Origin of the sequence: Luteimonas changyuni (genome assembly GCF_039548395.1) — a bacterium.
Taxonomy (GTDB): Bacteria; Pseudomonadota; Gammaproteobacteria; order Xanthomonadales; family Xanthomonadaceae; genus Luteimonas.
Genome location: NZ_JBCLUZ010000033.1, coordinates 22,686 through 44,246 on the forward strand (window position 1 = coordinate 22,686; position 21,561 = coordinate 44,246).

At 69.1% G+C, this 21,561-nt stretch carries 24 protein-coding genes; 9 read left to right on the forward strand and 15 right to left on the reverse strand.

What is annotated here, in order from left to right; genetic code table 11:
- Positions 1 to 36: 36 nt before the first annotated feature.
- Together WCD84_RS11910 and WCD84_RS11915 are read left to right on the forward strand one after the other, a co-directional pair.
- Entirely contained in the window at positions 37 to 819 is a 783-nt protein-coding gene (locus WCD84_RS11910; RefSeq protein ID WP_343254362.1) for an NAD kinase, read from the forward strand.
- A 42-nt stretch (positions 820 to 861) separates the two neighbouring features.
- Positions 862 to 1,770 carry a 5'-nucleotidase gene (locus tag WCD84_RS11915; RefSeq protein ID WP_343254361.1) on the forward strand — a complete coding sequence of 303 codons (909 nt, stop codon included), beginning with the start codon at positions 862 to 864 and terminating at the stop codon, positions 1,768 to 1,770.
- On the opposite strand, the gene WCD84_RS11920 is transcribed toward WCD84_RS11915, so the two are convergent.
- The 15 genes from WCD84_RS11920 to asnS form a co-directional block, all read right to left on the reverse strand.
- Complete coding sequence (locus WCD84_RS11920; RefSeq protein ID WP_343254360.1) at positions 1,771 to 2,355, reverse strand: DUF2939 domain-containing protein; 585 nt, start codon at positions 2,353 to 2,355, stop codon at positions 1,771 to 1,773.
- Between the two features lie 2 nt (positions 2,356 to 2,357).
- A complete protein-coding gene (locus tag WCD84_RS11925; protein ID WP_343281482.1) occupies positions 2,358 to 3,044 on the reverse strand; it encodes a DUF2461 domain-containing protein in 687 nt (228 codons plus the stop codon).
- Positions 3,041 to 4,504 (reverse strand): exodeoxyribonuclease I, encoded by a 1,464-nt coding sequence (sbcB, locus tag WCD84_RS11930; protein WP_343281483.1) that lies wholly within the window; start codon positions 4,502 to 4,504, stop codon positions 3,041 to 3,043. Before sbcB ends, WCD84_RS11925 begins: the two co-directional genes overlap by 4 nt.
- Before the next feature lie 145 nt (positions 4,505 to 4,649).
- Positions 4,650 to 6,047, reverse strand: coding sequence for an FAD-dependent oxidoreductase (locus WCD84_RS11935; RefSeq protein WP_343281484.1), 1,398 nt, complete (start codon positions 6,045 to 6,047; stop codon positions 4,650 to 4,652).
- Positions 6,044 to 7,336 carry a kynureninase gene (gene kynU, locus WCD84_RS11940; protein ID WP_343281485.1) on the reverse strand — a complete coding sequence of 431 codons (1,293 nt, stop codon included), beginning with the start codon at positions 7,334 to 7,336 and terminating at the stop codon, positions 6,044 to 6,046. The genes WCD84_RS11935 and kynU overlap by 4 nt, the downstream gene beginning before the upstream one ends.
- An 81-nt stretch (positions 7,337 to 7,417) precedes the next feature.
- Positions 7,418 to 8,443: an amidohydrolase family protein gene (locus tag WCD84_RS11945; RefSeq protein WP_343254356.1), complete on the reverse strand. Its 1,026-nt coding sequence runs from the start codon at positions 8,441 to 8,443 to the stop codon at positions 7,418 to 7,420.
- Positions 8,444 to 8,498: 55 nt separating this feature from the next.
- Positions 8,499 to 9,047 (reverse strand): 3-hydroxyanthranilate 3,4-dioxygenase, encoded by a 549-nt coding sequence (locus WCD84_RS11950; RefSeq protein ID WP_343254355.1) that lies wholly within the window; start codon positions 9,045 to 9,047, stop codon positions 8,499 to 8,501.
- A gap of 20 nt (positions 9,048 to 9,067) precedes the next feature.
- On the reverse strand, positions 9,068 to 9,505 hold the full coding sequence (locus WCD84_RS11955) for a RidA family protein (protein WP_343281486.1): 438 nt from the start codon (positions 9,503 to 9,505) through the stop codon (positions 9,068 to 9,070).
- Position 9,506: 1 nt separating this feature from the next.
- The gene (can, locus tag WCD84_RS11960; protein ID WP_343281487.1) at positions 9,507 to 10,169 is read right to left on the reverse strand and encodes a carbonate dehydratase; all 663 of its coding nucleotides are present in this window, start codon (positions 10,167 to 10,169) and stop codon (positions 9,507 to 9,509) included.
- A 44-nt stretch (positions 10,170 to 10,213) separates the two neighbouring features.
- Positions 10,214 to 11,641: an aldehyde dehydrogenase gene (locus WCD84_RS11965; protein ID WP_343281488.1), complete on the reverse strand. Its 1,428-nt coding sequence runs from the start codon at positions 11,639 to 11,641 to the stop codon at positions 10,214 to 10,216.
- A gap of 31 nt (positions 11,642 to 11,672) precedes the next feature.
- Positions 11,673 to 12,485: an endonuclease VIII gene (gene nei / locus WCD84_RS11970; protein WP_343281489.1), complete on the reverse strand. Its 813-nt coding sequence runs from the start codon at positions 12,483 to 12,485 to the stop codon at positions 11,673 to 11,675.
- Between the two features lie 4 nt (positions 12,486 to 12,489).
- Positions 12,490 to 13,275 carry an SDR family oxidoreductase gene (locus tag WCD84_RS11975; RefSeq protein ID WP_343281490.1) on the reverse strand — a complete coding sequence of 262 codons (786 nt, stop codon included), beginning with the start codon at positions 13,273 to 13,275 and terminating at the stop codon, positions 12,490 to 12,492.
- Between the two features lie 34 nt (positions 13,276 to 13,309).
- Positions 13,310 to 13,633: a hypothetical protein gene (locus WCD84_RS11980; RefSeq protein ID WP_343281491.1), complete on the reverse strand. Its 324-nt coding sequence runs from the start codon at positions 13,631 to 13,633 to the stop codon at positions 13,310 to 13,312.
- The gene (locus tag WCD84_RS11985) at positions 13,630 to 13,935 is read right to left on the reverse strand and encodes a hypothetical protein (protein WP_343254349.1); all 306 of its coding nucleotides are present in this window, start codon (positions 13,933 to 13,935) and stop codon (positions 13,630 to 13,632) included. The genes WCD84_RS11980 and WCD84_RS11985 overlap by 4 nt, the downstream gene beginning before the upstream one ends.
- A gap of 4 nt (positions 13,936 to 13,939) precedes the next feature.
- Positions 13,940 to 15,340, reverse strand: coding sequence for an asparagine--tRNA ligase (asnS, locus tag WCD84_RS11990; protein WP_343281492.1), 1,401 nt, complete (start codon positions 15,338 to 15,340; stop codon positions 13,940 to 13,942).
- A 93-nt stretch (positions 15,341 to 15,433) separates the two neighbouring features.
- Here asnS and WCD84_RS11995 point away from each other — a divergent pair, with 93 nt between their 5' ends.
- The 7 genes from WCD84_RS11995 to WCD84_RS12025 all read left to right on the forward strand — a co-directional run bounded on the left by WCD84_RS11995 (position 15,434) and on the right by WCD84_RS12025 (position 21,145).
- Positions 15,434 to 15,775, forward strand: a complete 342-nt coding sequence (locus tag WCD84_RS11995) for a HesB/IscA family protein (RefSeq protein WP_343275696.1) — start codon at positions 15,434 to 15,436, stop codon at positions 15,773 to 15,775.
- A gap of 585 nt (positions 15,776 to 16,360) precedes the next feature.
- Positions 16,361 to 16,813 (forward strand): 30S ribosomal protein S6, encoded by a 453-nt coding sequence (gene rpsF, locus WCD84_RS12000; protein ID WP_343254346.1) that lies wholly within the window; start codon positions 16,361 to 16,363, stop codon positions 16,811 to 16,813.
- A gap of 11 nt (positions 16,814 to 16,824) precedes the next feature.
- On the forward strand, positions 16,825 to 17,055 hold the full coding sequence (gene rpsR, locus WCD84_RS12005) for a 30S ribosomal protein S18 (protein ID WP_343254345.1): 231 nt from the start codon (positions 16,825 to 16,827) through the stop codon (positions 17,053 to 17,055).
- Between the two features lie 97 nt (positions 17,056 to 17,152).
- Positions 17,153 to 17,605 (forward strand): 50S ribosomal protein L9, encoded by a 453-nt coding sequence (rplI, locus tag WCD84_RS12010; protein ID WP_343254344.1) that lies wholly within the window; start codon positions 17,153 to 17,155, stop codon positions 17,603 to 17,605.
- Between the two features lie 205 nt (positions 17,606 to 17,810).
- The gene (locus tag WCD84_RS12015; RefSeq protein ID WP_343254343.1) at positions 17,811 to 19,226 is read left to right on the forward strand and encodes a replicative DNA helicase; all 1,416 of its coding nucleotides are present in this window, start codon (positions 17,811 to 17,813) and stop codon (positions 19,224 to 19,226) included.
- A 6-nt stretch (positions 19,227 to 19,232) separates the two neighbouring features.
- The gene (gene alr, locus WCD84_RS12020; RefSeq protein ID WP_343281493.1) at positions 19,233 to 20,375 is read left to right on the forward strand and encodes an alanine racemase; all 1,143 of its coding nucleotides are present in this window, start codon (positions 19,233 to 19,235) and stop codon (positions 20,373 to 20,375) included.
- A 92-nt stretch (positions 20,376 to 20,467) separates the two neighbouring features.
- The gene (locus WCD84_RS12025) at positions 20,468 to 21,145 is read left to right on the forward strand and encodes an OmpA family protein (RefSeq protein ID WP_343254341.1); all 678 of its coding nucleotides are present in this window, start codon (positions 20,468 to 20,470) and stop codon (positions 21,143 to 21,145) included.
- Positions 21,146 to 21,561 lie beyond the last annotated feature (416 nt).

The window sequence follows — 21,561 nt, forward strand, 5'->3', positions numbered from 1 at the left end:
GCGTCATCGGCAACGCCTGCGGGGTATGCTCCGGGCATGACCGGATCGCCGCGCATCGCCTTCCTTGCCAGTACCGCCCCGGAGGCGCAGGCCGCGCTGGCGCAGTTCACTGCGCGCCACGGCCAGTGCGTGCCGGGCGAGGCCGACATGATCTGCGCGCTCGGCGGCGATGGCTTCATGCTGCAGACGCTGCATCGGCACGGGGCGCTGGCCAAGCCGGTGTACGGCCTGAAGCTGGGCAGCGTCGGCTTCCTGATGAACCACTACCAGCGCGGCGACGTGCTGCCCGACCTGATGGCGCGGCTCGAGGCCGCGGAGCCGGCGGTGCTGCGGCCGCTGGAAATGATCGCCGCCACCGAATCGGGCGCCAGCGTCGGCTCGCTGGCCTACAACGAAGTCTCCCTGCTGCGACAGACGCGGCAGGCCGCGCACGTCTCGATCGAACTCAACGGCCAGGTGCGCCTGGACGAGCTGGTCTGCGACGGCGTGATGCTGTCGACGCCCGCCGGCAGCACCGCCTACAACTATTCCGCGCACGGGCCGATCCTGCCGCTCGGGTCCAGCGTGGTCGCGCTGACGCCGATCGCACCCTTCCGGCCGCGGCGCTGGCGCGGTGCGCTGCTCAAGGCCGATACGGTGGTGCGCTTCCGCGTGCTTGACCCGTACAAGCGGCCGGTCAGCGCCACCGCCGATTCGCACGAGGTGCGCGACGTGGTCGAGGTCACCATCCAGGAGTCGCGCGAGCGCACGGTGACCCTGCTGTTCGATCCCGAGCACAACCTTGAAGAGCGCATCCTGAGCGAGCAGTTCGAGACCTGACCGGTCTCGCCCCCTGCGACCGCCATCGCGCATACTCGGCGCATGCCTTCCGATGTCCTGCCGCCGCTGACCGTTGCCATTTCCTCCCGGGCGCTGTTCGACCTGGAGGACAGCCACGCCCTGTTCGAGAGCGACGGCATCGCCGCCTACGCCGAGCACCAGCGCGCCAAGGAGGACGAGATCCTCGATCCCGGCATCGCTTTCCCGCTGGTGCGCAAGCTGCTGGCGCTCAACGAAGGTGCGGCGGCCGATGCGCCCAGGGTCGAAGTGATCCTGCTGTCGCGCAACTCGGCTGACACCGGGCTACGGATCTTCAACTCGATCCAGCACCACGCGCTGGCGATTTCGCGCGCCACCTTCACGTCGGGCGAGCCGACCTGGCCCTACATCCGGCCCTTCGGCGCGCAGCTGTTCCTGTCGGCCAACCCGGATTCGGTGCGCGCGGCGCTTGAGAACGGCGTGGCCGCGGCGACCATCCTGCCGGCGAAGGCGCCCGCGCACCGCCATGACCAGCTGCGCATCGCCTTCGATGGCGATGCGGTGATCTTCGGCGACGAGGGCGAGCGGGTCTCGCGCGAATCCGGCATCGAGGCCTTCCACCTGCACGAAGTCGAACGCGCGCGCGAGCCGCTTTCCGGTGGCCCGTTCCGCGGCTTCCTCGACGCGCTGCATCACCTGCAGGCGGCGTATCCGCCCGGCGAAGCCTCGCCGATCCGCACCGCCCTGGTCACCGCGCGCTCCGCGCCGGCGCACGAACGCGTGATCCGCACGCTGCGCGAATGGGGCGTGCGCCTGGACGAGGCGCTGTTCCTCGGCGGGCGCGCCAAGGGCCCGTTCCTGGACGTGTTCGGCGCCGACATTTTCTTCGACGACTCGCTGCACAACATCGACTCGGCACGCATGCACGTGACCACGGGGCATGTGCCGCACGGTGTCTCGAACGCCGGTTGATCAACCGGCGGCTGGGCCCGGTTGCGCGGAATCCGGTGCCGGCAGGCGGATCTCCGAAAGTCGCCAGCGCGTGCCATCGCGCGTCAGCACCAGCACCAGCTCGCTGCGGTCATCCAGCGTGACCGTGGCCGACATGCGCGAGAGCGATTCAAAGCGCAGCCGCGGGTCCGGGATCGGCTCCGGCTGCGCGCTGGTATCGGTGCGCGACGGGGGAGGAATGCCGCCGACCCGGTTCCAGACCTTGCGGCCTTCCATCAGCGCACCCAGTCCGGCCGGCGTCACCATCGCGTCCACCAGCCCGCCCGCCAGGCCCGTGGCCACGGTCAGGCCGAAGGCGGCGAACGGACCCGACTGCGCCTCGGCACCGGCTGCGCGCACGATCCGGTCCTGCACCTGGGGCTTGAGGCTGGCGCGCAGCGCGGGGAAGTCGACGTGCCGCGCCAACGCCTGTGCATCCTCGGTCTTCACCGCCTGGCGGATGCCTTCGATGGTGCGCCATGGGCCGCTGCCGACCCAGGCCAGCAATGCCACCAGGATCGCGGCGGCGGCCCAGGGCAGCCAGCGGAGATCGCGTCGGGTCGCCATCGTCAGAACTCCAGGTCCAGCGCTGCGCAGAGATAGTCGACGAAGGGTGCAAGGTCGTGCAGGTCCTTCGCCAGCGTCTGTCGCAGGCGCGGAGCGGTCACGGTGGCGTCGTCGAGCGCGCGCCAGGCGACGAAGCTGCGGTGCCGCAGGTCATCGATGAATTCGAAGTCGGCCGGGAAGCCGCGCGGTGCACGCACCAGCATGTCTTCGTCATCGAGCGCATAGCGGCGCCGGAAGGCAGGCGCGTGCGCAGCGGCTTTCCAGCCGGCGGGGTTGTCGACGATGAACTGGCGGAGCTGGCGCAGCACGGGCGAATCCGGACGCCAGATCCCGGCGCCCACGAAGCAGCCGCCGGGCTCGATGTGCAGGTAGTACAGGGGCGAGGCCAGCTCCTTGCGTCGGGCATGGAACAGGCGCGCGCCCTGCCACGTTTTGTAGGGGCGCTTGTCGTTGGCGAAGCGCGTGTCGCGCTGGATGCGATACAGCGACCCGCCCACCGTGCGTGGATCGGCGCGGAAGTGCAGGCTCACTTCGGCCAGGTCAGGCTGCAGGTCGGTGATGAGCCGCTGCAGGGGCAGGCGCACGTGCGTTTCGTAATCCTGCTTGTGCTCATGGAACCAGGGGCGTGCGTTGTTGCGCGCCAGTGCGCGCAGGAAGCGGAAGGTCCTGTCGCTGAAGTAGCCGCTCATCGATCTGCAGCCGGGCCCAGGTCGGCCGCAAGATCACGGCCCCAGTGCTCGAGTTTGTCGAGCAGGGCCAGGCGTTCGCGGTCATCGCCATGTTCGCGGCGCAGGCGCGTGATGTCGGCGAAGTAGTTGTCGAAGACGCACTCCGACAGGCCGGAGTCGTCGCACAGGCGCTGGCGGCGGTAGTCGTCCCAGCGTGCCTGTGCGGTGGCATCAAGGGTGTCGGGCCAGTTGCGGGCGCGGTAGCGGAACAGCAGCTCCGGAAGCCGCGGGTCCTGGAAGCCGAAGTCGCGCGTGCCGAGCTGCGCCGGCGGGGTGGCGCGGACCATCGCCAGGCGGCCCTTGTCGCCATCGCCGATGAAGCCGTCGTAGAGCGCGGCGTCGACGTCGGGACGCGGACGGTCGCCGTCGCGATCACGGGCGAACACGCGGCGCACCTTCTCGGCGAGCGCCGGGCCGTGGGCGCGGATGCGGTCGGCACGCGCCTCGGCGACCTCGCGATCGATCCCCAGGCGTTCGAAATCCGCCGGCCGCAGATGATCCCACTGCACCAGCGCCGGGCATTTGTTGGTATGGATTTCCTTCAGCGGCACGCGCGCCACCCCCTCGGGCAGGTCCGCGGCGCGCACGTACAGGCGCGCGGCGATCTCCTCGGGCGACAGCGCCAGCAGTTCGTCCGGTTCGGTGTCGAGGTCGTAGACGATCATCCGGCTGCCGATCTGCGGGTGCAGCGCAATCGGCAGCACCGCCGCGGCACACATCCGCGCGGCCGGGTAGCGCTGCGAGACGTGCAGCAGCGGGGTCATCGCGATCGGGTCGAGCATGCCGGCGACGTGGCGCTTGCTGCGCAGCGCCAGCGCGTACTGCCACAGCCGCGGCTGCGCATCGCGGAACAGGCGCGCCAGGCCGATCAGCGCGCGCACGTCCGACAGCGCTTCGTGGGCATCCCCGGTGCGCACGCCGTTGGCCTCGGCCAGGTGTTCGAGCTTGAAGGAGGTCGCGCCGTCTTCGCGCGTGGGCCAGGTGATGCCATCGGGCCGCAGCGCGTGCGCGAGCCGCATCACGTCAAGCAGGTCCCATCGGCAGTTGCCGTTGCGCCACTCGCGCTCATAGGGATCGTGGAAGTTGCGGAACAGGCCGTAGCGCACGAACTCGTCGTCGAAGCGCAGCGAGTTGTAGCCGAGCGTGCACGTGCCCGGGCGGCCCATCTCGTCGACGATGCGGGCGAAGGCTTCGGCCTCGCCAAGCCCCGTGGCCAGGGTGTCCTGCGGCGCCAGGCCGGTGACCATCGAGGCGCCGGGCGAGGGCAGCAGGTCGTTGGCGGGGCGGACCAGCAGGTCGATCGGCTCGCCCAGTTCGCGCAGCTCGGCATCGGTGCGGATGGCTGCGAACTGCGCGATGCGCGTCCGCCGCGGGTCGGTGCCCCAGGTTTCGAGGTCGTAGAACAGGAAGCTGTCGCTCATGCCTTGGGAACCTCACCGCACACTGTGGGAGCGGCTATAGCCGCGATTGCACACAAGTGAACGCCATCGCGGCTATAGCCGCTCCCACAGGTGTGGCCGCTGCCACGGGCAGGGCGCGCGCTTCCGATGGTGCTTGCGGTCGCGGTCACGGGGTGTCCGCCAGCGGAGGGAGCGCACGCTCGACCACCGGGTCCAGGGCCGGGAGGTCGACCTGTTCCAGCGTGGAAAGCCCGCGGGTCGCGTCCTCCAGGATCCGCCGCTGGACTTCGCCGCGCTCCAGCGCCAGCGAGTAGGGGATGCGCATGAAGGTGACCATCGCGTAGTGCGGAATGAAGCGGGTCGGGTGCCGCGCCTGCAGCGCCAGCTCCAGTTCGCGCTGGAGCAGGAAGTCCGGGTCATCGACCAGATCGCGCATCTCGATGTAGTTGTCGAGCGCCATGCGCTGGATCGCCGCGGCGTCGGGCATGCGCTCGGCTTCGAAGGCGGCGTAGGCCGCTGCGAGGTCCGGCGAGGCATCAAGCTGCGTCGCCAGCGCCACGCAGTCCTCGAAGGCGCAGTTCATGCCCTGGCCGTGGAAGGGCACCATCGCATGCGCCGCATCGCCGATCAGCACCGCGTCGCCGCCCACGTGCCAGCGGTCCAGGTACAGCGTGCCCAGGCTTCCGATCGGGTTGGCTTCGAAGTCGTGCTCGAGCTCCGGGATCAGGGGCAGGGTGTCGGCGAAGTCGCGCGCGAACAGGGCGCGCGCGCCGGCGGAATCGACCACGGTCTCGAAGCTCGGATCGCCGTGGCCTTCGTCCTCCATCGCCATGAACAGGGTGACGGTGAACGTGCGCTCGTCGTTGGGCAGGGCGATGCACATGTAGCGGCCGCGCGGCCAGATGTGCAGCGCGTTGGGTTCGATGCGGAAGTCGCCGTCGGCGGCGGGCGGGATTTCCAGCTCCTTGTAGCCGTGGCCGAGCCATTCGGTGCGCTCGCCGAGGTCGCGGTGCTGCTGCATCTGGGCGCGCAGCGTGGAGCCGGCGCCGTCGCATCCGATCAGGGTGTCGAATCCCACGCGATGGAGCTCGCCGTCGCCGCGGTAGAAGGCGCGTCGCGCAGCGAAATCCACGGCCTCGAGGCGGCGGTCGAAGTGCAGTCCGGCACCCGCGGCCTCGGCGGCGTTGATCAGGGTGATGTTGAGCTCGCCGCGGCTGACCGACCAGATCACTTCGCTGTCGTCGCGGCCATAGCGCTGCAGCTGCGGCGTCCCTTCGAGCGGATGCACCATGCGTCCGCGCATCATCACCGCCTGTGCCAGTACGTCGCGGTCGGCGTCGGCGGCGCGCAGCGCGTGCAGGCCGCGCTCGGCCAGGGCCAGGTTGATCGAACGCCCGCCGGCGAAGCCGTGCACGCGCGGATCGCCGCGGCTCTCGTAGACATCGACCTTCCAGCCGCGCTGGGCGAGCAGGGTGGCCATCAGCGCGCCTGCGAGCCCGGCGCCGACGATGGTGGCTTCGCGCGGTCGCTGTCCGGCGCTGCTTGCGGACGTCGCGGTGGTCACGCGCGGCCCTCGCGCCAGGCCTCGGTGGCGCGCACGAAGCGCAGCACGTCGGCATGGCTGTTGTACATCGGGGCCGGCGAGATCCGGATCACGTCGGGCTCGCGCCAGTCACCCAGCACGCCCTGGGCGGAGAGCGACTCGAACAGCGAGCGACCGGCGTCGCGGCCCCGGAGTCCGCGGCCTTCGAGCACGCGCAGGGACAGCTGGGCGCCGCGCTGCGCCGGATCCCGCGGCGTGACGATGTCCAGCGATCCCGACAGCCGCTGTTCGATCAACGTTTCCAGGTAGCCGGTCAGCGAGCGCGATTTCTTGCGCAGCGCGTCGATGCCGATGCGATCGAAGAGCTCCAGCGACGCGCGCAACGGTGCCAGGCCAAGGATCGGCGGATTGCTGAGCTGCCAGCCATCGGCCCCCGGCGTCGGCTCGAACTGCGGCTCCATGCGGAAGCGCGTCGCCTCCTCGTGTCCCCACCAGCCGGCGAAGCGCGGGCGGTCGGTACGCGCGTGGCGCGCATGCACGAAGCAGCCGGCCACCGCACCTGGCCCCGCGTTCATGTATTTGTAGTGGCACCAGACCGCGAAATCCGGGCCGTCGTCATGCAGGCGCAGCGCGAGGTTGCCGGCGGCATGCGCGTGGTCGAAGCCCACCACCGCGCCGGCGGCGTGCCCCAGGCGCGTGATCTCCGCGACGTCGAAGGCCTGCCCGCTGCGGTACTGCACGCCCGGCCACAGCACCAGCGCCAGGCGCGGCCCGTGCTGCTCGATGGCGCCCGCGATCGCCTCCATCGAGAAGCGACCCTCCGGCTGGTCCGGCTCCAACTCGATCAGGTCCGTGGCCGGATCGAAACCGTGGAAGCGCAGCTGGGACTCCAGCGCATAGCGGTCCGACGGAAACGCGCCTGCCTCCATCAGGATCGCGGGCCGTTGCTTCGTGGGGCGGTAGAAGCTGACCAGCATGAAGTGCAGGTTGGCGGTGAGCGAATTCATCGCCACCACTTCTTCAGGCTCCGCGCCGACTACCCGTGCCAGCGGCTCGCGCAGCAGCGCGTGGTAGGGCATCCACTGCGTGGTGCCGGTGAAGTGCGCCTCCACCGCCTCGGCGGCCCATTTGTCGAGCACGTCCTCCACGTGCGCCCGCGCCGACTTCGGCTGCAGGCCCAGTGAATTGCCCACGAAGTAGGCCTGCTCGCCATTCCCGTGCCGCGGCACGTGGAACTCCCGGCGCAGCCCGCGCAGCGGATCGGCGGCGTCGAGCGCCTCGGCATGTTGGTCGGTGTACTGGTCGGTCATTTGAAAGCCTTTGTTGCCCCGGATCCGCGCGGATGCACGCGCATGGGGCGAAAGCAGCGGGTTGGAAGGGCGAACTTCAGTTCAAGCAAACCTCGACGCCGGCAGCCCCAGCCATTCCAGGGCGGTGCCGTGGTAGAGGCGGGCCTGGCCGGCAGGGTCCAGTTCGAGCGCGTCGATGCCGGCGCCGGGGTGCTGTTCGCCCAGCGGGAACGGATAGTCGGTGCCCAGCATCACGCGCTCGATGCCGCAGGTGTCGATCAGGTATTCCAGGGCCTTCGAGTCGGCGACCCAGGAGTCGAAGTACAGGCGCGACAGGTACTCGCGCGGGTTGCGCGGGTTGTCGGTGGCCACCAGGTCCGGGCGCATGTTGAAGCCGTGCTCGATGCGGCCGATGGTGTACGGGAAGCTGCCGCCACCGTGCGCCATGCAGATCTTCAGCTTCGGCAGGCGTTCGAGCACGCCGCCGAACACCAGCGAACAGGCCGCGCGCGACTGCTCCGCCGGCATGCCCACCAGCCACGGCAGCCAGTATTTGGGCATGGTGTCGGTGCCCATCATGTCCCAGGGGTGCACCAGGATCGCGGCGCCAAGGTCGGCGGCGGCCTCGAAGAACGGAAACAGTTCCGGCGCGTCCAGGTTCCAGTGCGTGTCGGCCGAGACCTGGACATGCGAGCCGACCTGCACGCCCTGCAGGCCGAGTTCGTCGATGCAGCGCTCGAGCTCCTGCACCGCCAGCCGCGGCGACTGCAGCGGCACCGTGCCGATGCCCGCGTAGTGGCGCGGATGCGCGCGGCAGGTCTCGGCCATGTGGTCGTTGAGCGCCTGGTGCAGCTCCAGCGCCTGGTTGGGCCTGGCCCAGTAGCTGAACATCACCGGCACCGTGCTGATCACCTGCACCTGGACCCCGAAGCGCGCGTAGTCGTCGATGCGCTCCTGCGCGTCCCAGGTCTTGGACCAGATCTCGCGGAAGAAGCGCCCGTCCTTGTAGATGCGGTGGCGGCCGTCCTCGGTGTGGTGGATGACGGGGAAGCGCTCGTCACCGTACTTGCGCGCGAGGTCGGGCCAGTCGCGGGGAAGGTAATGGGCGTGGATGTCGATCTTGAGCAAGCGGCTGTCCTCGGGCGATCGCGGCCATGGCCGCTCCCACGGTGGGCTGGGCGGATCAGGTGATGTCGGCCTGGGAGTCGGCCTGCATTTCGTAGCGCGTCGGGCGCGGATTGAGGTGCCCACAGGCTCTGCACGTGCGCAGTTCGTCGGAGCGGTAGAAATTCTCGAACACGCGGAAGAAGTCCTGCTCGATGTCTTCGAGGTGGAAGAATTCCTCGTACACCTTCTCGTTGCAGGCCTCGCAGAACCACATCAGGCCGTCGTCCTCGTGCGCCAGGCGCCGGCGCTCGATCACCAGCCCGATCGAGCCTTCGGCGCGCTGCGGGGAGTGCGGCACGCGTGGCGGCAGCAGGAAGGTCTCGCCGGCACGGATCGGCACGTCGCGCACCTTTCCGTCCTCCTGGATACGCAGCACCATCTCGCCTTCGAGCTGGTGGAACCACTCCGGGCCCTCTTCCCAGTGGTAGTCGGTGCGCGCATTCGGCCCGCCGACCACCATCACGATGAAGTCGCCGTCGTAGATGCATTTGTTGCCCACCGGCGGCTTGAGCAGGTGGCGGTTGTCGTCGATCCATTTCTGGAAATTCAAAGGTGCGGGGATCATGTCGGTCTCCCGTGGAAGCTTCAGTCGCGCGCCGGCGACAGGGCCGCCACGCACTTCAACTCGATCGCGATCGGCGTCGGCAGCGCGGTGATGCCGAGCGTGGTGCGGCAGGGCGCGGTGGCGATGTCCGGGAAGTGTTCGGCCCAGACCGCGTTGTAGGCCTTGAAGTCGCGTGCCATGTCGGTGAGGTAGACGGTCACGTCGACCAGGTCCTCCCAGCGCGCACCGCTGGCCTCGAGCACGGCGCGGACGTTGGCGAACACGGCGTGGGCCTGTGCGCTGATGTCGTGATCGCGCACGCGACCGTCGGCGGAGTAGTCGTTGCCGGGAATCGCGTCGGTGGCCGGGTCGCGCGGGCCGATGCCCGAAAGGAACAGCAGGTCGCCGACGCGGCGCGCATGCGGATAGGCGCCGACGGGCCTGGGCGCGGCATTGGTGTGGACCGCGTCGCCGGGCATCTCAGCGGTCCTCCCGGTCGTCGCGGATGCGCTCCAGCGCCGGTTCGTACTGTTCCGGCAGCGCGGCGGCCGAATCGATCGACAGGCCGAGGTCGTGCACGCGGCCGTCGCGCAGCGAATACACCCAGGCGTGCACGGCAAGCTTCTGCCCGCGTGCCCAGGCCTCGCGGACCACGGTCGATTCGCAGACGTTGATCATCTGCTCGAGCGCGTTGAGCTCGCACAGGCGGTCGTGGCGGATGCCGTCGTCGTCGATCGCCTCGATGATCGCGCGGTGCTTGTGCTTGACGTCCTTGACGTGGCGGATCCAGTTGTCGGCCAGGCCCACGCGCTGGCCGGTGAGCGCGGCGCCGACGCCGGCGCAGCCGTAGTGGCCGACGATCAGGATGTGCTCGACCTCGAGCACGTCGATCGCGTACTGGATCACCGACAGGCAGTTGAGGTCGGTGTGCACCACGACGTTGGCGACGTTGCGGTGCACGAAGACCTCGCCCGGGCTCATGTCGATGATCTGGTTGGCCGGCACGCGCGAATCCGAGCACCCGATCCACAGGTACTTCGGCTTCTGGATCTTCGACAGCCGGGTGAAGAAGCCGGGGTCTTCGGCCTCGACGCGTTCGGCCCAGATCCGGTTGCGTTCGAGGAGGTCGTGCAGTCTGTGCATGGGAATCCGTGGTGCGGGGAAGTGGTGCGAAAGAAGGGCGGCGCTCAGGTCGCGATGCAGACGTTGCGCGGCTCGGTGAAGAAGCGCATGGCCTCGAGGCCGCCTTCGCGGCCCAGGCCGGACTGGCCCATGCCGCCGAAGGGCGTGCGCAGGTCGCGCATCAGCCAGGCGTTGATCCAGACGATGCCGGTGTGCAGCTGCGCGCCGAAGCGGTGCGCGCGCGCCAGGTCGCGGGTCCAGACCGAGGCCGCGAGCCCGTAGTCGCCGGCATTGGCCAGCGCCAGCGCGTGGTCGTCGTCGTCGAAGGGCTGCAGGGTGGCGACGGGTCCGAAGATCTCTTCCCGGTTGCTGGCGCAGTCGGGGCCGAGGCCCTCGATCACCGTGGGTGCCACGAACCAGCCCGGGCGATCCAGCGCCACGCCGCCGCACAGCAGCTGCCCGCCCTCGTCGCGGGCGCGCGCGATCGCGGTCACCACCTTGTCGAAGTGCACCTGCGAGACCAGCGGCCCGAAGTTGGCGTCGCTGTCCATGGGATCACCCGGACGTAGCGCCAGCGCGCGCGCCACGAAAGCCTCGCGGAACTCGGCGTACACGGTCCGCTCGACCAGTATGCGCGAGCCGCACAGGCAGACCTGGCCGCTGTTCTGGAACGCGGAGCGGACGATGGTGTCGATATGGTCGCGCCAGTCGCTGTCGGCGAAGACCAGGGTCGGGTTCTTGCCGCCGAGTTCCAGCGACACCTTCTTCAGCAGCGGCCCGGCGATCCCGGCGATGCGCTTGCCGACCGCGGTGCTGCCGGTGAACGAGATCGCCTTGACCGCGGCATGGCGGACGATCGCCTCGCCGACCTCGGGGCCGCCGCCGTGGACCACGTTGAGGACGCCCGGCGGCAGCCCGGATTCAAGCGCAAGTTCCGCGAGCATGGTCGCGGTCGCGGGCGTGACCTCGGAAGGTTTGGCGACCACGGTATTGCCCGCGGCCAGCGCCGGCGCGATCTTCCAGGTGAACAGGTACAGCGGCAGGTTCCACGGCGAGATCGTGCCGACCACGCCCAGCGGCTGGCGCAGGGTGTAGTTCAGCCCGGCTTCGCCGTGGTGCGATTCGCTGGAGAACTGCGTGGCCGCGTGGGCGAAGGAGCGCAGGTTGGAGACGGCGCGCGGGATCTCGACGTCGCGCGCGAGCGAGTAAGGCTTGCCGCCGTCCTGGGCCTCGGCGTGGGCGAAATCGTCCAGGCGCGCCTCAAGGGCCGCGGCCAGCCGTTCCAGATGCTGCGAACGTTCGCTGTTGCGCAGCCCGGACCAGGCGGGAAATGCGTCGGACGCCGCACCGACGGCCGCGTCGACATCGGCCGGATCGCCGTCTGCGACTTCGGCATACGCCCGGGCGGTGGCCGGGTCGAATACTTCGCGCCAGCGCCCGCTGGGGGCGGCGTCGCGGGTGCCGCTGCCGATGACGTGCGTATAGCGTCGCATCCCGCAAGCTTACCCGCGCCGGCCGAAACCGTCAGGACTGGCAGCGCGGGCAGAGGTACAGGCGGCGCGAGCCGACCATCTCCCGCTCGATGGCGGCGCCGCAGACGGGGCAGGGCTCACCTTCGCGGCCGAAGACCAGGAAGCGGAAGCCTTCGGCGGTGTCTGTCAGGTAGTCGTCGCGCATGCGCTCGGCCGCCGCGATGCCGCGGGTGGCGTAACTCAGCCGGGGGATGTCGAGCAGGGCGGCCGCCAGGCGCGCGATGGCGGAGGCGTCGAGGTCTTTCGGGCGTCGCCCGGCGCGCAGGCCGGTCGCGAACAGCACCTCCGAGCGCAGGTAGTTGCCCATGCCGGCAAGAAAGCCCTGGTCGAGCAGCAGTCCGCCGAGCGCGCGGCCGCGGAAGGCCGGCGACTGCAGGCGTGCGGCCACGATATCGGCATCCAGCGCCGGATCGAGCACGTCGGGGCCCAATCCCTGCAGGAAGGGGTGCGATTCGACTTCGTCGCTGCGCCACATCGATACGTCCGACGCCGAATACAGCAGGATCGCGCACCCGGCCGTTTCCAGCGCCACGCGCAGCGAGCGCTTCGTGGCCGGGCGTTCGCCCGCGAGCGCGACCTTCCATACGCCGTACAGCTGGTTGTGGCTGTACATCGTCCAGCCATGGTCGAAGCGGGTCAGCATGGCCTTGCCGCGCGCGGTGATCGATTCGATGCGATGCCCGACCAGTTCGCGCTCGAAACGCTTCAGCTCCGGAAACGCGAACGCCACGCGGACCAGCGGCTCGCCGACCACCGCCGCGGCAAGGCGGTCAGCGGCGCGGCGGATCTCCGGGCCTTCAGGCACGGCCTCAGATCGAGGCCATGCGTCCGCCGTCCACCGCGAGGCTGACGCCGTTGACGTAGGCCGCGGCCGGCGAACACAGGAAGGCGATGACGCCGCCGGTCTCATCGGCGGTGGCGAAGCGGCGCGCCGGGATCGCGGCCTCCATGTCGCGGCGGATGTCGTCCTCGCTGCGGCCTTCCTTGCCCGCGCGGTCGCTGATGATCTGGCGGATGCGCCCGGTTTCGGTGAAGCCCGGCAGCACGTTGTTGACCGTGATGCCCTCGGCCGCCAGCTCGCGCGACAGGGTCTTGGCCCAGGACGCGACCGCGCCGCGGATCGTGTTCGACACGCCCAGGCCCGCGATCGGTTCGCGCACCGAGGTCGAGACGACGTTGACGATGCGGCCCCAGCGCGCCTCGCGCATGCCTGGCAGCACCGCCTGCAGCAGCACCTGGTTGGCGAGCAGGTGGCGGCGGAAGGCCTCCTCGAAGGCCGCCAGCGGCGCGTCGGCGACCGGGCCGCCCGGCGGGCCGCCGGTGTTGTTGACCAGGATGTGCACGGGACGCCGGGCGACCACTGAGGCCACGGCCTTTTGCAGGCCATCGGTGTCGGCGCTGTCGGCCACGACCAGGCGATGTTCGCGGCCGTCGCCGGTGGCGAGCCCGTCGATCACCTCGCGCAGCGCATCTTCGCGGCGGGACAGCACGGTGACGCTGGCGCCAAGCGCGGCGAGTTCCACCGCGGTGGCGCGGCCGATGCCTTCCGAAGCGCCGCAGACCAGGGCATGACGCCCCTTGAGATCGAGATCCATGCTGTTCTCCGTTGAAGCCGTGGGGGTGTGCCGGTCAGGCGTTGCCGCCGCGCAGCGTCTGCACCATGCCGGCCTGAAGCACGCCGTCGTCGTCGCCCTGCGGCGGCGTCAGTTCGTCGAGCAGGAAGCCGCGTTCGGCCGCGTCCCCGGCGTCGAGGCCATCGAGGGCGATGAACTCGGCGTCCATCAGCATGGCGCGCGCGGTGTCCTCGCTGTCGTAGACCAGGGTATTGCCATCGCTGTCGAGGACTTCGGCGGTGCCTGCTTCGCGCACGCGCAGCCGCGCCCAGATCACGATCCGGCCAAGGCTTGCCAGCCACCACTCGTCGCGCTGTACCGCATCGATGGGGCCGGTCATGACAGCGCCACCGACCACAGCATCATGATCCCCGCGCCGCTCAGGCCGAAGATCACCGTCGACAGTGCGATGCGCGCGGGCGTGGCCAGGCCGGTGAAGGTCGGGTCGCGCGTTTCGCGGTACTCGCCGCCGAGCAGCCACCACATCGTCGCGGGCTTCAGGAAGGCGCCGTCGCCCAGGCGTTCGCGCACCGCGGGGTGGCGGTCGCGCAGGTGCACCAGCGACAGCGGCCAGAAGATAATGTAGGCGCAGGCGCCGGCGATGGCGACGCCGACGAAGCACAGGGCGAAGAAAAGAAGCACGGCCTCAGTACTCCGCGGTGCCGGGCGCGCGCGGGTAGGGGATTGCGTCGCGGATATTGGACAGGCCGCAGACATAGACCACCAGGCGCTCGAAGCCGAGGCCGAAGCCGGCATGCGGCACGGTGCCGTAGCGGCGGAAGTCGCGGTACCAGTCGTACAGCTCGCGATCGAGTCCGAACTGGTCCATGCGCGCGTCGAGCACGTCCAGGCGCTCCTCGCGCTGCGAACCGCCGATGATCTCGCCGATGCCGGGCGCCAGCACGTCCAGCGCAGCGACGGTTTTCCCGTCGTCGTTGAGGCGCATGTAGAAGGCCTTGATGTGCTCGGGGTAGTTGGTCACCACCACCGGGCGGCCGACGTGCTGTTCGGTCAGCCAGCGTTCGTGCTCGGTCTGCAGGTCCAGGCCCCATTCGACGGGGAAGTCGAACCTGTGCCCGGACTTCTGCAGCAGGGTGATCGCGTCGCTGTATTCGATGCGTTCGAACGGCGCGTTGACGAAGCCCTCCAGGCGCGTGATCGCGTCCTTCTGCACGCGTTCGGCGATGAAGGCCATGTCGTCGCCGCGCTCGTCGAGCACGGCGCGGAACAGGTACTTCAGGAACTCTTCGGAGATGCGCGCGGTGTCGTCGAGGTCGGCGAAGGCGATCTCCGGTTCGATCATCCAGAACTCGGCCAGGTGGCGCGTGGTATGGCTGTTCTCGGCGCGGAAGGTCGGGCCGAAGGTGTAGACCTTGCTCATCGCGAGCGCGAAGGCTTCGACGTTGAGCTGTCCGGAAACCGTCAGGAAGGTCTCCTTGCCGAAGAAGTCGCGGCTGAAGTCGACCGCGCCGTCCTTGCCGCGCGGCAGGTTGGCCATGTCCAGCGTGGACACGCGGAACATCTGTCCGGCGCCTTCGGCGTCGGAGGTGGTGATGATCGGGGTGTTGACCCAGAAGTAGCCGTTCTCGTGGAAATAGCGGTGCGCGGCCTGCGCCAGGCAGTGGCGGATGCGGGTGACGGCGCCGAACAGGTTGGTGCGCGGGCGCAGGTGGGCGACTTCGCGCAGGAACTCCAGCGAATGCGCCTTGGGCTGGATCGGATAGGTTTCGGGGTCGTCCACCCAGCCGACGACTTCGATCGCGGTGGCCTGGATTTCGAAGCCCTGGCCCTGGCCCTGTGACGCCACCAGGGTGCCGGTCGCGATCACCGAGCAGCCGGCGCTCAGGCGCTTCACTTCGTCTTCGTAGTTGGGCAGGGTGCTGGGCGCAACCACCTGGACGGGCGCGAAGCAGGAGCCGTCGCTGACGTTGACGAAGCTCAGGCCCGCCTTGGAGTCGCGGCGGGTGCGCACCCAGCCGCGGACCGTGACTTCGCCGCCGGCGGGCAGCTTGCCCGAGAGCGCATGTTCGACGCTGACCACCGTCATGCCTTGAATCCTTGGGGAGGGGACCGATACTTGTGGGGCAGTTTACCGGACCTGTCACCGGGCGTATCCGTCCTTCGGAGTACAATCGACGCCATGGCCATCACTCTTGCTCCTGCCGCCCTTGAACGCGTGAAGGGCTATCTCGCTTCGGCACCCGATGCCCTGGGTCTGCGCTTTGGCGTGCGCCGCACCGGCTGTTCGGGCTGGGGCTATGCGGTTGACCTTGCGCGCGATGAGCAGGCCGGGGACACGGTGTTCGAGCAGGACGGGGTGCGCATCTTTGTCGATGCCGACAGCCTGGAGCTGGTCGACGGGACCGAGATGGACTTCCTGAAGCAGGGTCTGAACGAGCAGTTCACGTTCAGCAATCCGAAGGCGGCGGCCGAGTGTGGCTGTGGCGAGAGCTTTACGACGGACGCTGACAAGGCGGCCTGAGGGAGTTTCGGGGCGGGGCCTGGATTCCTTGATCGCTGATCGCTGAGTGCTCGTTGCGGATTCGCCGGGGCAGAGGGTGGGCGGGTACTCCGCCGGCGTCGCGGTGGAGCTGCTCCTTATTGCCGGCGGAATACCCGCCCACCCTCTGCTGCCAGCGCTGAGGTGAACTGGTAGGGAGTGCAGGAGCGCGTCGCTTTTTGGACGTTTCCGCGGCGGGTAGACAGCGGGAAAGCGCCCCGCTTTTGCTCTTTTAGCGGCTCGCGGCCAAGCGCTGCGAGGCGGCTGGGGGGTGCGGAGTGGGCATAAAGGCCCGCGCAGCGGGACAGCCCACGGAGTACCCACCAGTCGCCGTACCGCGCGCCTGCGGGAGCCCGTCCAAGGTCACCTGGGGATGGATTGGCCGGGTAGGATGGCGGGTCGCGGCTGTAGCTGCTCCTGCAGAGTTGCCGGGAGCTCCGGGCGGTGCGATACTGTTCGGCTCCCGTTTTGCGGGAGACCCTTGCCCCACGGCGTCCATACGGATCGTCCCGGGGGCTATCCGGGCCCGCGGCATGCCGCGCGGCCGATATCCACAAGGAACAACACATGCGTCATTACGAAATCGTGTTCCTGGTCCATCCGGACCAGAGCGAACAGGTGCCGGCCATGGTCGAGCGCTACAAGACCCTGATCGAAGGTGCCGAAGGCAAGATCCATCGCCTCGAGGACTGGGGCCGCCGCCAGCTGGCGTATCCGATCGACAACCTGGTCAAGGCCCATTACGTGATGCTCAACATCGAGGTCGGCCAGTCCGTGCTCGACGAGCTGATCGAAGGCTTCCGCTTCAATGACGCCGTCCTGCGCCACCTCGTGGTCCGCCGCGAAGAGGCCGAGACCGAGCAGTCCCTGATCATGAAGAACAAGGACGAGAAGCCGGAGAAGACCGACCGTCCGGAGCGCGGCGAACGCCGTCGTCGTGACGACGAGGGCGAGAGCGAGGGCGAGGGCGAGAAGGAAAAGCCCGCCGCCGAGACTGCCGACAACTCCGAAGCCGACTGAGGATCACGCACATGTCCAAATTCTTCCGCCGCCGCAAGTTCTGCAAGTTCACCGCCGAGGGCGTCAAGGAGATCGATTACAAGGATCTCAACACCCTGCGCCAGAACGTGACCGAGAACGGCAAGATCGTCCCCAGCCGCATCACCGGCACCAAGGCGAAGTACCAGCGCCAGCTCGCGACCGCCGTCAAGCGCGCGCGCTTCCTGGCCCTGATCCCGTACACCGACAACCACAACATCTGATCCCAGGCCGCCCTCCATGGGCGGCCCGGCCACCGTCCGTTCGGACAGCACCAGTTGCGGCGCGCCTGCGCGCCGCTAACGAATACGGAGATACCCCATGGATCTGATCCTTCTCGAGAAGGTCATCAATCTCGGCAACCTTGGCGACAAGGTCAGCGTCAAGCCGGGCTACGGCCGCAACTTCCTGATGCCGCAGGGCAAGGCCGTGCCGGCCACCGCCGCCAACATGGCCGGGTTCGAGGCGCGCCGCGCCGAGTACGAGGCCAAGGCCGCGGGCCAGCTGGACGACGCCAACAAGCGCCTGGCCGCGCTCGAGGACGCCAGCGTCACGATCTACGCCAACGCCTCCACCGAGGGCAAGCTGTACGGTTCGGTCGGCCCGCGCGATATCGCCGAGGCGCTGACCAAGGCCGGTACGCCGGTCAACAAGTCCGAGGTGGTGATGGGCGAGGGCGCGTTCCGCACCATCGGCGAGTTCGAGGTCATCGTGCACCTGCACGCGGACGTCGAGACCACCGTCAAGGTGGTGGTCGAGCCCGAAGCCAACTGATACGGCCTCACCGCCGGAGTCACGCGACGGGCGCCCAAGGGCGCCCGTCGTCGTTTCAGGATGCCCGCGGTCTCGCCTGCTGCGATGCCCACCGGTTATCCACAGGGTTGTCTGCAACGCTTCGGGCGCGGAGGCGACTACGATGTCAGTCCGATACAGAACAAGGGGCCGCAGCGACGGCCCCCGCAGGGGAGTCCCGATACCGATGAGCGCACGAGCCGGCTTCCAGCCGAAGGACCGGGACTTCCAGGGTCGCGGCGAAGCCCGGATCGAGCAGTTGCGCGTGCCGCCGCAGTCGGTCGAGGCCGAGCAGGCGGTGCTCGGTGGCCTGATGCTGTCACCCGAGGCCTACGACCGCGTCGGCGACCAGCTCGTCGAGGACGACTTCTACCGTCGCGACCACCAGCTGATCTTCCGCGCCATCAAGGAGCTCGCCGATCGCAGCCGGCCCTTCGATGCGGTCACGCTGGGCGAGTGGTTCGAGTCCCAGGGCCATTCCGAGCTCGTCGCCGGCGGCGCCTACCTGGTCGAGCTCGCCACCACCACGCCGTCCGCCGCCAACATCGTCGCCTATGCCGAAATCGTGCGCGACAAGGCCGTGCTGCGGCAGCTGATCGAGGTCGGCACCGGGATCGTCAACGACGGTTTCCAGCCCGAAGGTCGCGAGAGCGCGGAGCTGCTGGCCAAGGCCGAGCAGGAAGTGTTCGCCATCGCCGAAGCCGGCAGCCGCGGCCGCAGCGACTTCACCGCGGTCAACGCGGCCATGGCCGAGGCCTTCGACGTCCTGCAGACGCGCTATGCCAACGGCGGCGGCATCACCGGCCTGCCAACCGGCTACGTCGAGTTCGACGAGATGACCGCCGGCCTGCAGCCGACCGACCTGCTGATCCTCGCCGCGCGCCCGGCCATGGGCAAGACCACGCTGGCGCTCAACATCGCCGAGTACGCGGCGATGAAGACCAAGAAGCCGGTCGCGGTGTTCTCGATGGAAATGTCGGCCAGCCAGCTTGCGCTGCGCCTGATCTCGTCGGTGGGCCGGGTCAACGCCACCCGCCTGCGCACCGGCCAGCTCGAGGACGAGGACTGGAGCCGCATTTCCAGCGCGATCCGGCTGCTGAAGGAAACCAGGATCTTCATCGACGACACCCCGGCGCTTTCGCCCGACGTGCTGCGCGCCAAGGCGCGGCGCTTGAAGCGCGAGCACGGCCTGGGCCTGATCGTGATCGACTACCTGCAGCTGATGGCCGTGCCCGGCAACAAGGAGAACCGCGCCACCGAGATCTCGGAAATCTCGCGCTCGCTCAAGGGGCTGGCCAAGGAGCTCAACGTTCCGGTGCTGGCGCTGTCGCAGCTCAACCGATCGCTGGAAACGCGGACCGACAAGCGCCCGGTGATGGCCGACCTGCGCGAGTCCGGCGCCATCGAGCAGGACGCCGACGTGATCGTCTTCATCTACCGCGACGACTACTACAACAAGGAAAATTCGCCGGACAAGGGCCTGGCCGAAGTGATCATCGGCAAGCAGCGAAACGGCCCCACGGGGTCGGTGAAGCTGAAGTTCTTCGGCGAGTACACGCGCTTCGACAACCTCGCCCACGACTCGGTGGGAAGCTTCGAGTAGCCGCGCGTGAGCCTGCACGCCGCCGAGCGCCCGACGCGGATCCTGGTCGACCTCGACCGCATCGCCGGCAACCTGCAGGCGATCCGCGCCCACGCCGGGGTGCCGGTGATGGCCATCGTCAAGGCCAACGCCTACGGCCACGGCCTGGTTCCGGTGGCGCGCCGCCTGCAGGACCAGGGCGTGGAGCAGCTCGGCGTGGCGTTCCCGGAAGAGGGCATCGCGCTGCGACGCGCGGGCATCACCGTGCCGATCCTGGTGCTGGGCGGGATCTTCGGCCCCCAGGTCGCGCAGTACATCGCCAACGAGCTGGCGATCACGGTGTCGTCGCTGGACAAGCTGCGCCAGGTCGAGGCCGCGGCCGAGGCGCTTGGGCGTCGCGCCAGCGTGCACCTCAAGGTCGATACCGGCATGGAGCGCATCGGGGTGCACGCCGGGAGCGCCGGGCCCTTCATCGAGGCCGCGGTGGCCTCGCGGTGGATCGAACTGGCCGGGATCTATTCGCATCTCGCGAGCTCGGATGAACCCGATTCGCCGATGACCGCGCTGCAGCTCGAGCGCTTCGACGCGGCCTGCGCGCACTTTGCGCGCATCGGCGCGCCGATGCCGCCGCGGCATATCGCCAACTCCGGCGGCATCCTCCATTTCCCGACCGCGCGGCTCGACATGGTGCGCCCCGGCATCCTGCTGTACGGCGTGCTGCCGGGCGCCGGCGCGCGGCCAACCGTGCCGGTGGAGCCGGCGATGTCCCTGGTCTCGCGGGTGGTGTACTTCAAGGTGGTGCAGGCCGGACACACGGTCAGCTATGGCGGCACCTGGGCGCCCCCCGGCGACACGCGCGTGGTGACGGTGCCCATCGGCTACGGCGATGGCTTCCCGCGGGCGCTTTCGTCGCGCGGCCGGGTGCTGATAGGCGGCCGGCCCCATCCGATCGTCGGCCGGGTGTGCATGGACCAGTTCATGGTCGACATCGGCCGGCACAGCGCGTGGAACGAGGACGAGGTGGTCCTGCTCGGGCGCCAGGGCGATGCGGAACTGCGCGTGGAGGGCGTGGCCGAAGCTGCCGGGATGATTCCCTACGAAATCCTGGTGGGACTCAACGACCGCATTCCGCGCGTGTATCGCGGCGCCGGCTATACACAAACTGAATAGGCTTCCGGCCATCACTCTGCAGGGACGCGAACGCGGTTAGCTTGGCCGCGTTCACTTATCCGGGCGCCGAGCGCCCCTTACAGGAGCCTCCCATGCGCACTTCGCCCCGAATCCTGCTTGTCAGCCTTGCCACCAGCGCAGTCATGCTCACCAGCTGCGCGACCTACACGGGCCAGACCAGCGATCCGAACGATCCGAACCGGACCCGCACGGGTGCCCTCGTCGGCGCCGGCATCGGTGCGGTTGCCGGCCTGCTCAGCGGTTCCGACGCAACCGAACGCCGCCAGCGCGCCCTGGTCGGGGCCGGCGTCGGTGGACTGGCCGGCGGCGCCGTCGGCGTCTACCAGGACCGCCAGGAAGCCGAGCTGCGTCGCCAGACCGCGGGCACCGGCATCGTCGTCGACCGCGAGGGCGACGTGATCAAGCTCAACCTTCCCGACGGCGTGACCTTCGACTTCAACAAGACCGAGCTCAAGCCGCAGTTCTATCCGGCGCTCAACAACGTCGCCGCGACGCTTGCCGACTACAACCAGACCATCGTCGAGGTCGCCGGGCATACCGACAACGTCGGCGGTGACGCGGTCAACCAGCGCATCTCCGAGCAGCGTGCGAACTCGGTGGGCAACTATCTGATCGGGCAGGGCCTGCAGCGCGAGCGCTTCGAGATCGTGGGCTTCGGCAAGACCATGCCGATCGCCGACAACTCGACCGAGCAGGGTCGCGCGCAGAACCGCCGCGTCGAGATCCGCGTGGTGCCGCTGCAGGGCTGATCCCCGGATCCAGCACGCAGGTACGCAGGGCCGCAGCGATGCGGCCCTTTTTTGGGTTTTTTTCCCGATTGCGGGAAAGACGTACGGCCGACCCGGCGTGGTGGCTGGTTCTTCTCGCGGCTCCGGGTGCTGACGTGACAGTTGGAGCACGTTGTTGCGCGGGAGCTCCGTTGTGGTCCGCGCTGCCCGTTCCGTGCGTTTCTCCGTTGTAGTCCGCGCTGCCCGTCCCGCGCACAGGGGGTGTGCTGCGCCGGCCGTCTCCGCGTCCTGCTCCCAGCGGCCGGGCGCCGGCCATCCATGGCCGGCTCTCCGCACACCCCCTGTGCGCGGGACGGGCCGTGGCGTTTTCCTGCTTCGGGTCGAAGATCAAGAGCGGGCGCGCTCGCGATCGCGATCGTGGCGGTGGCGTGGTGTGG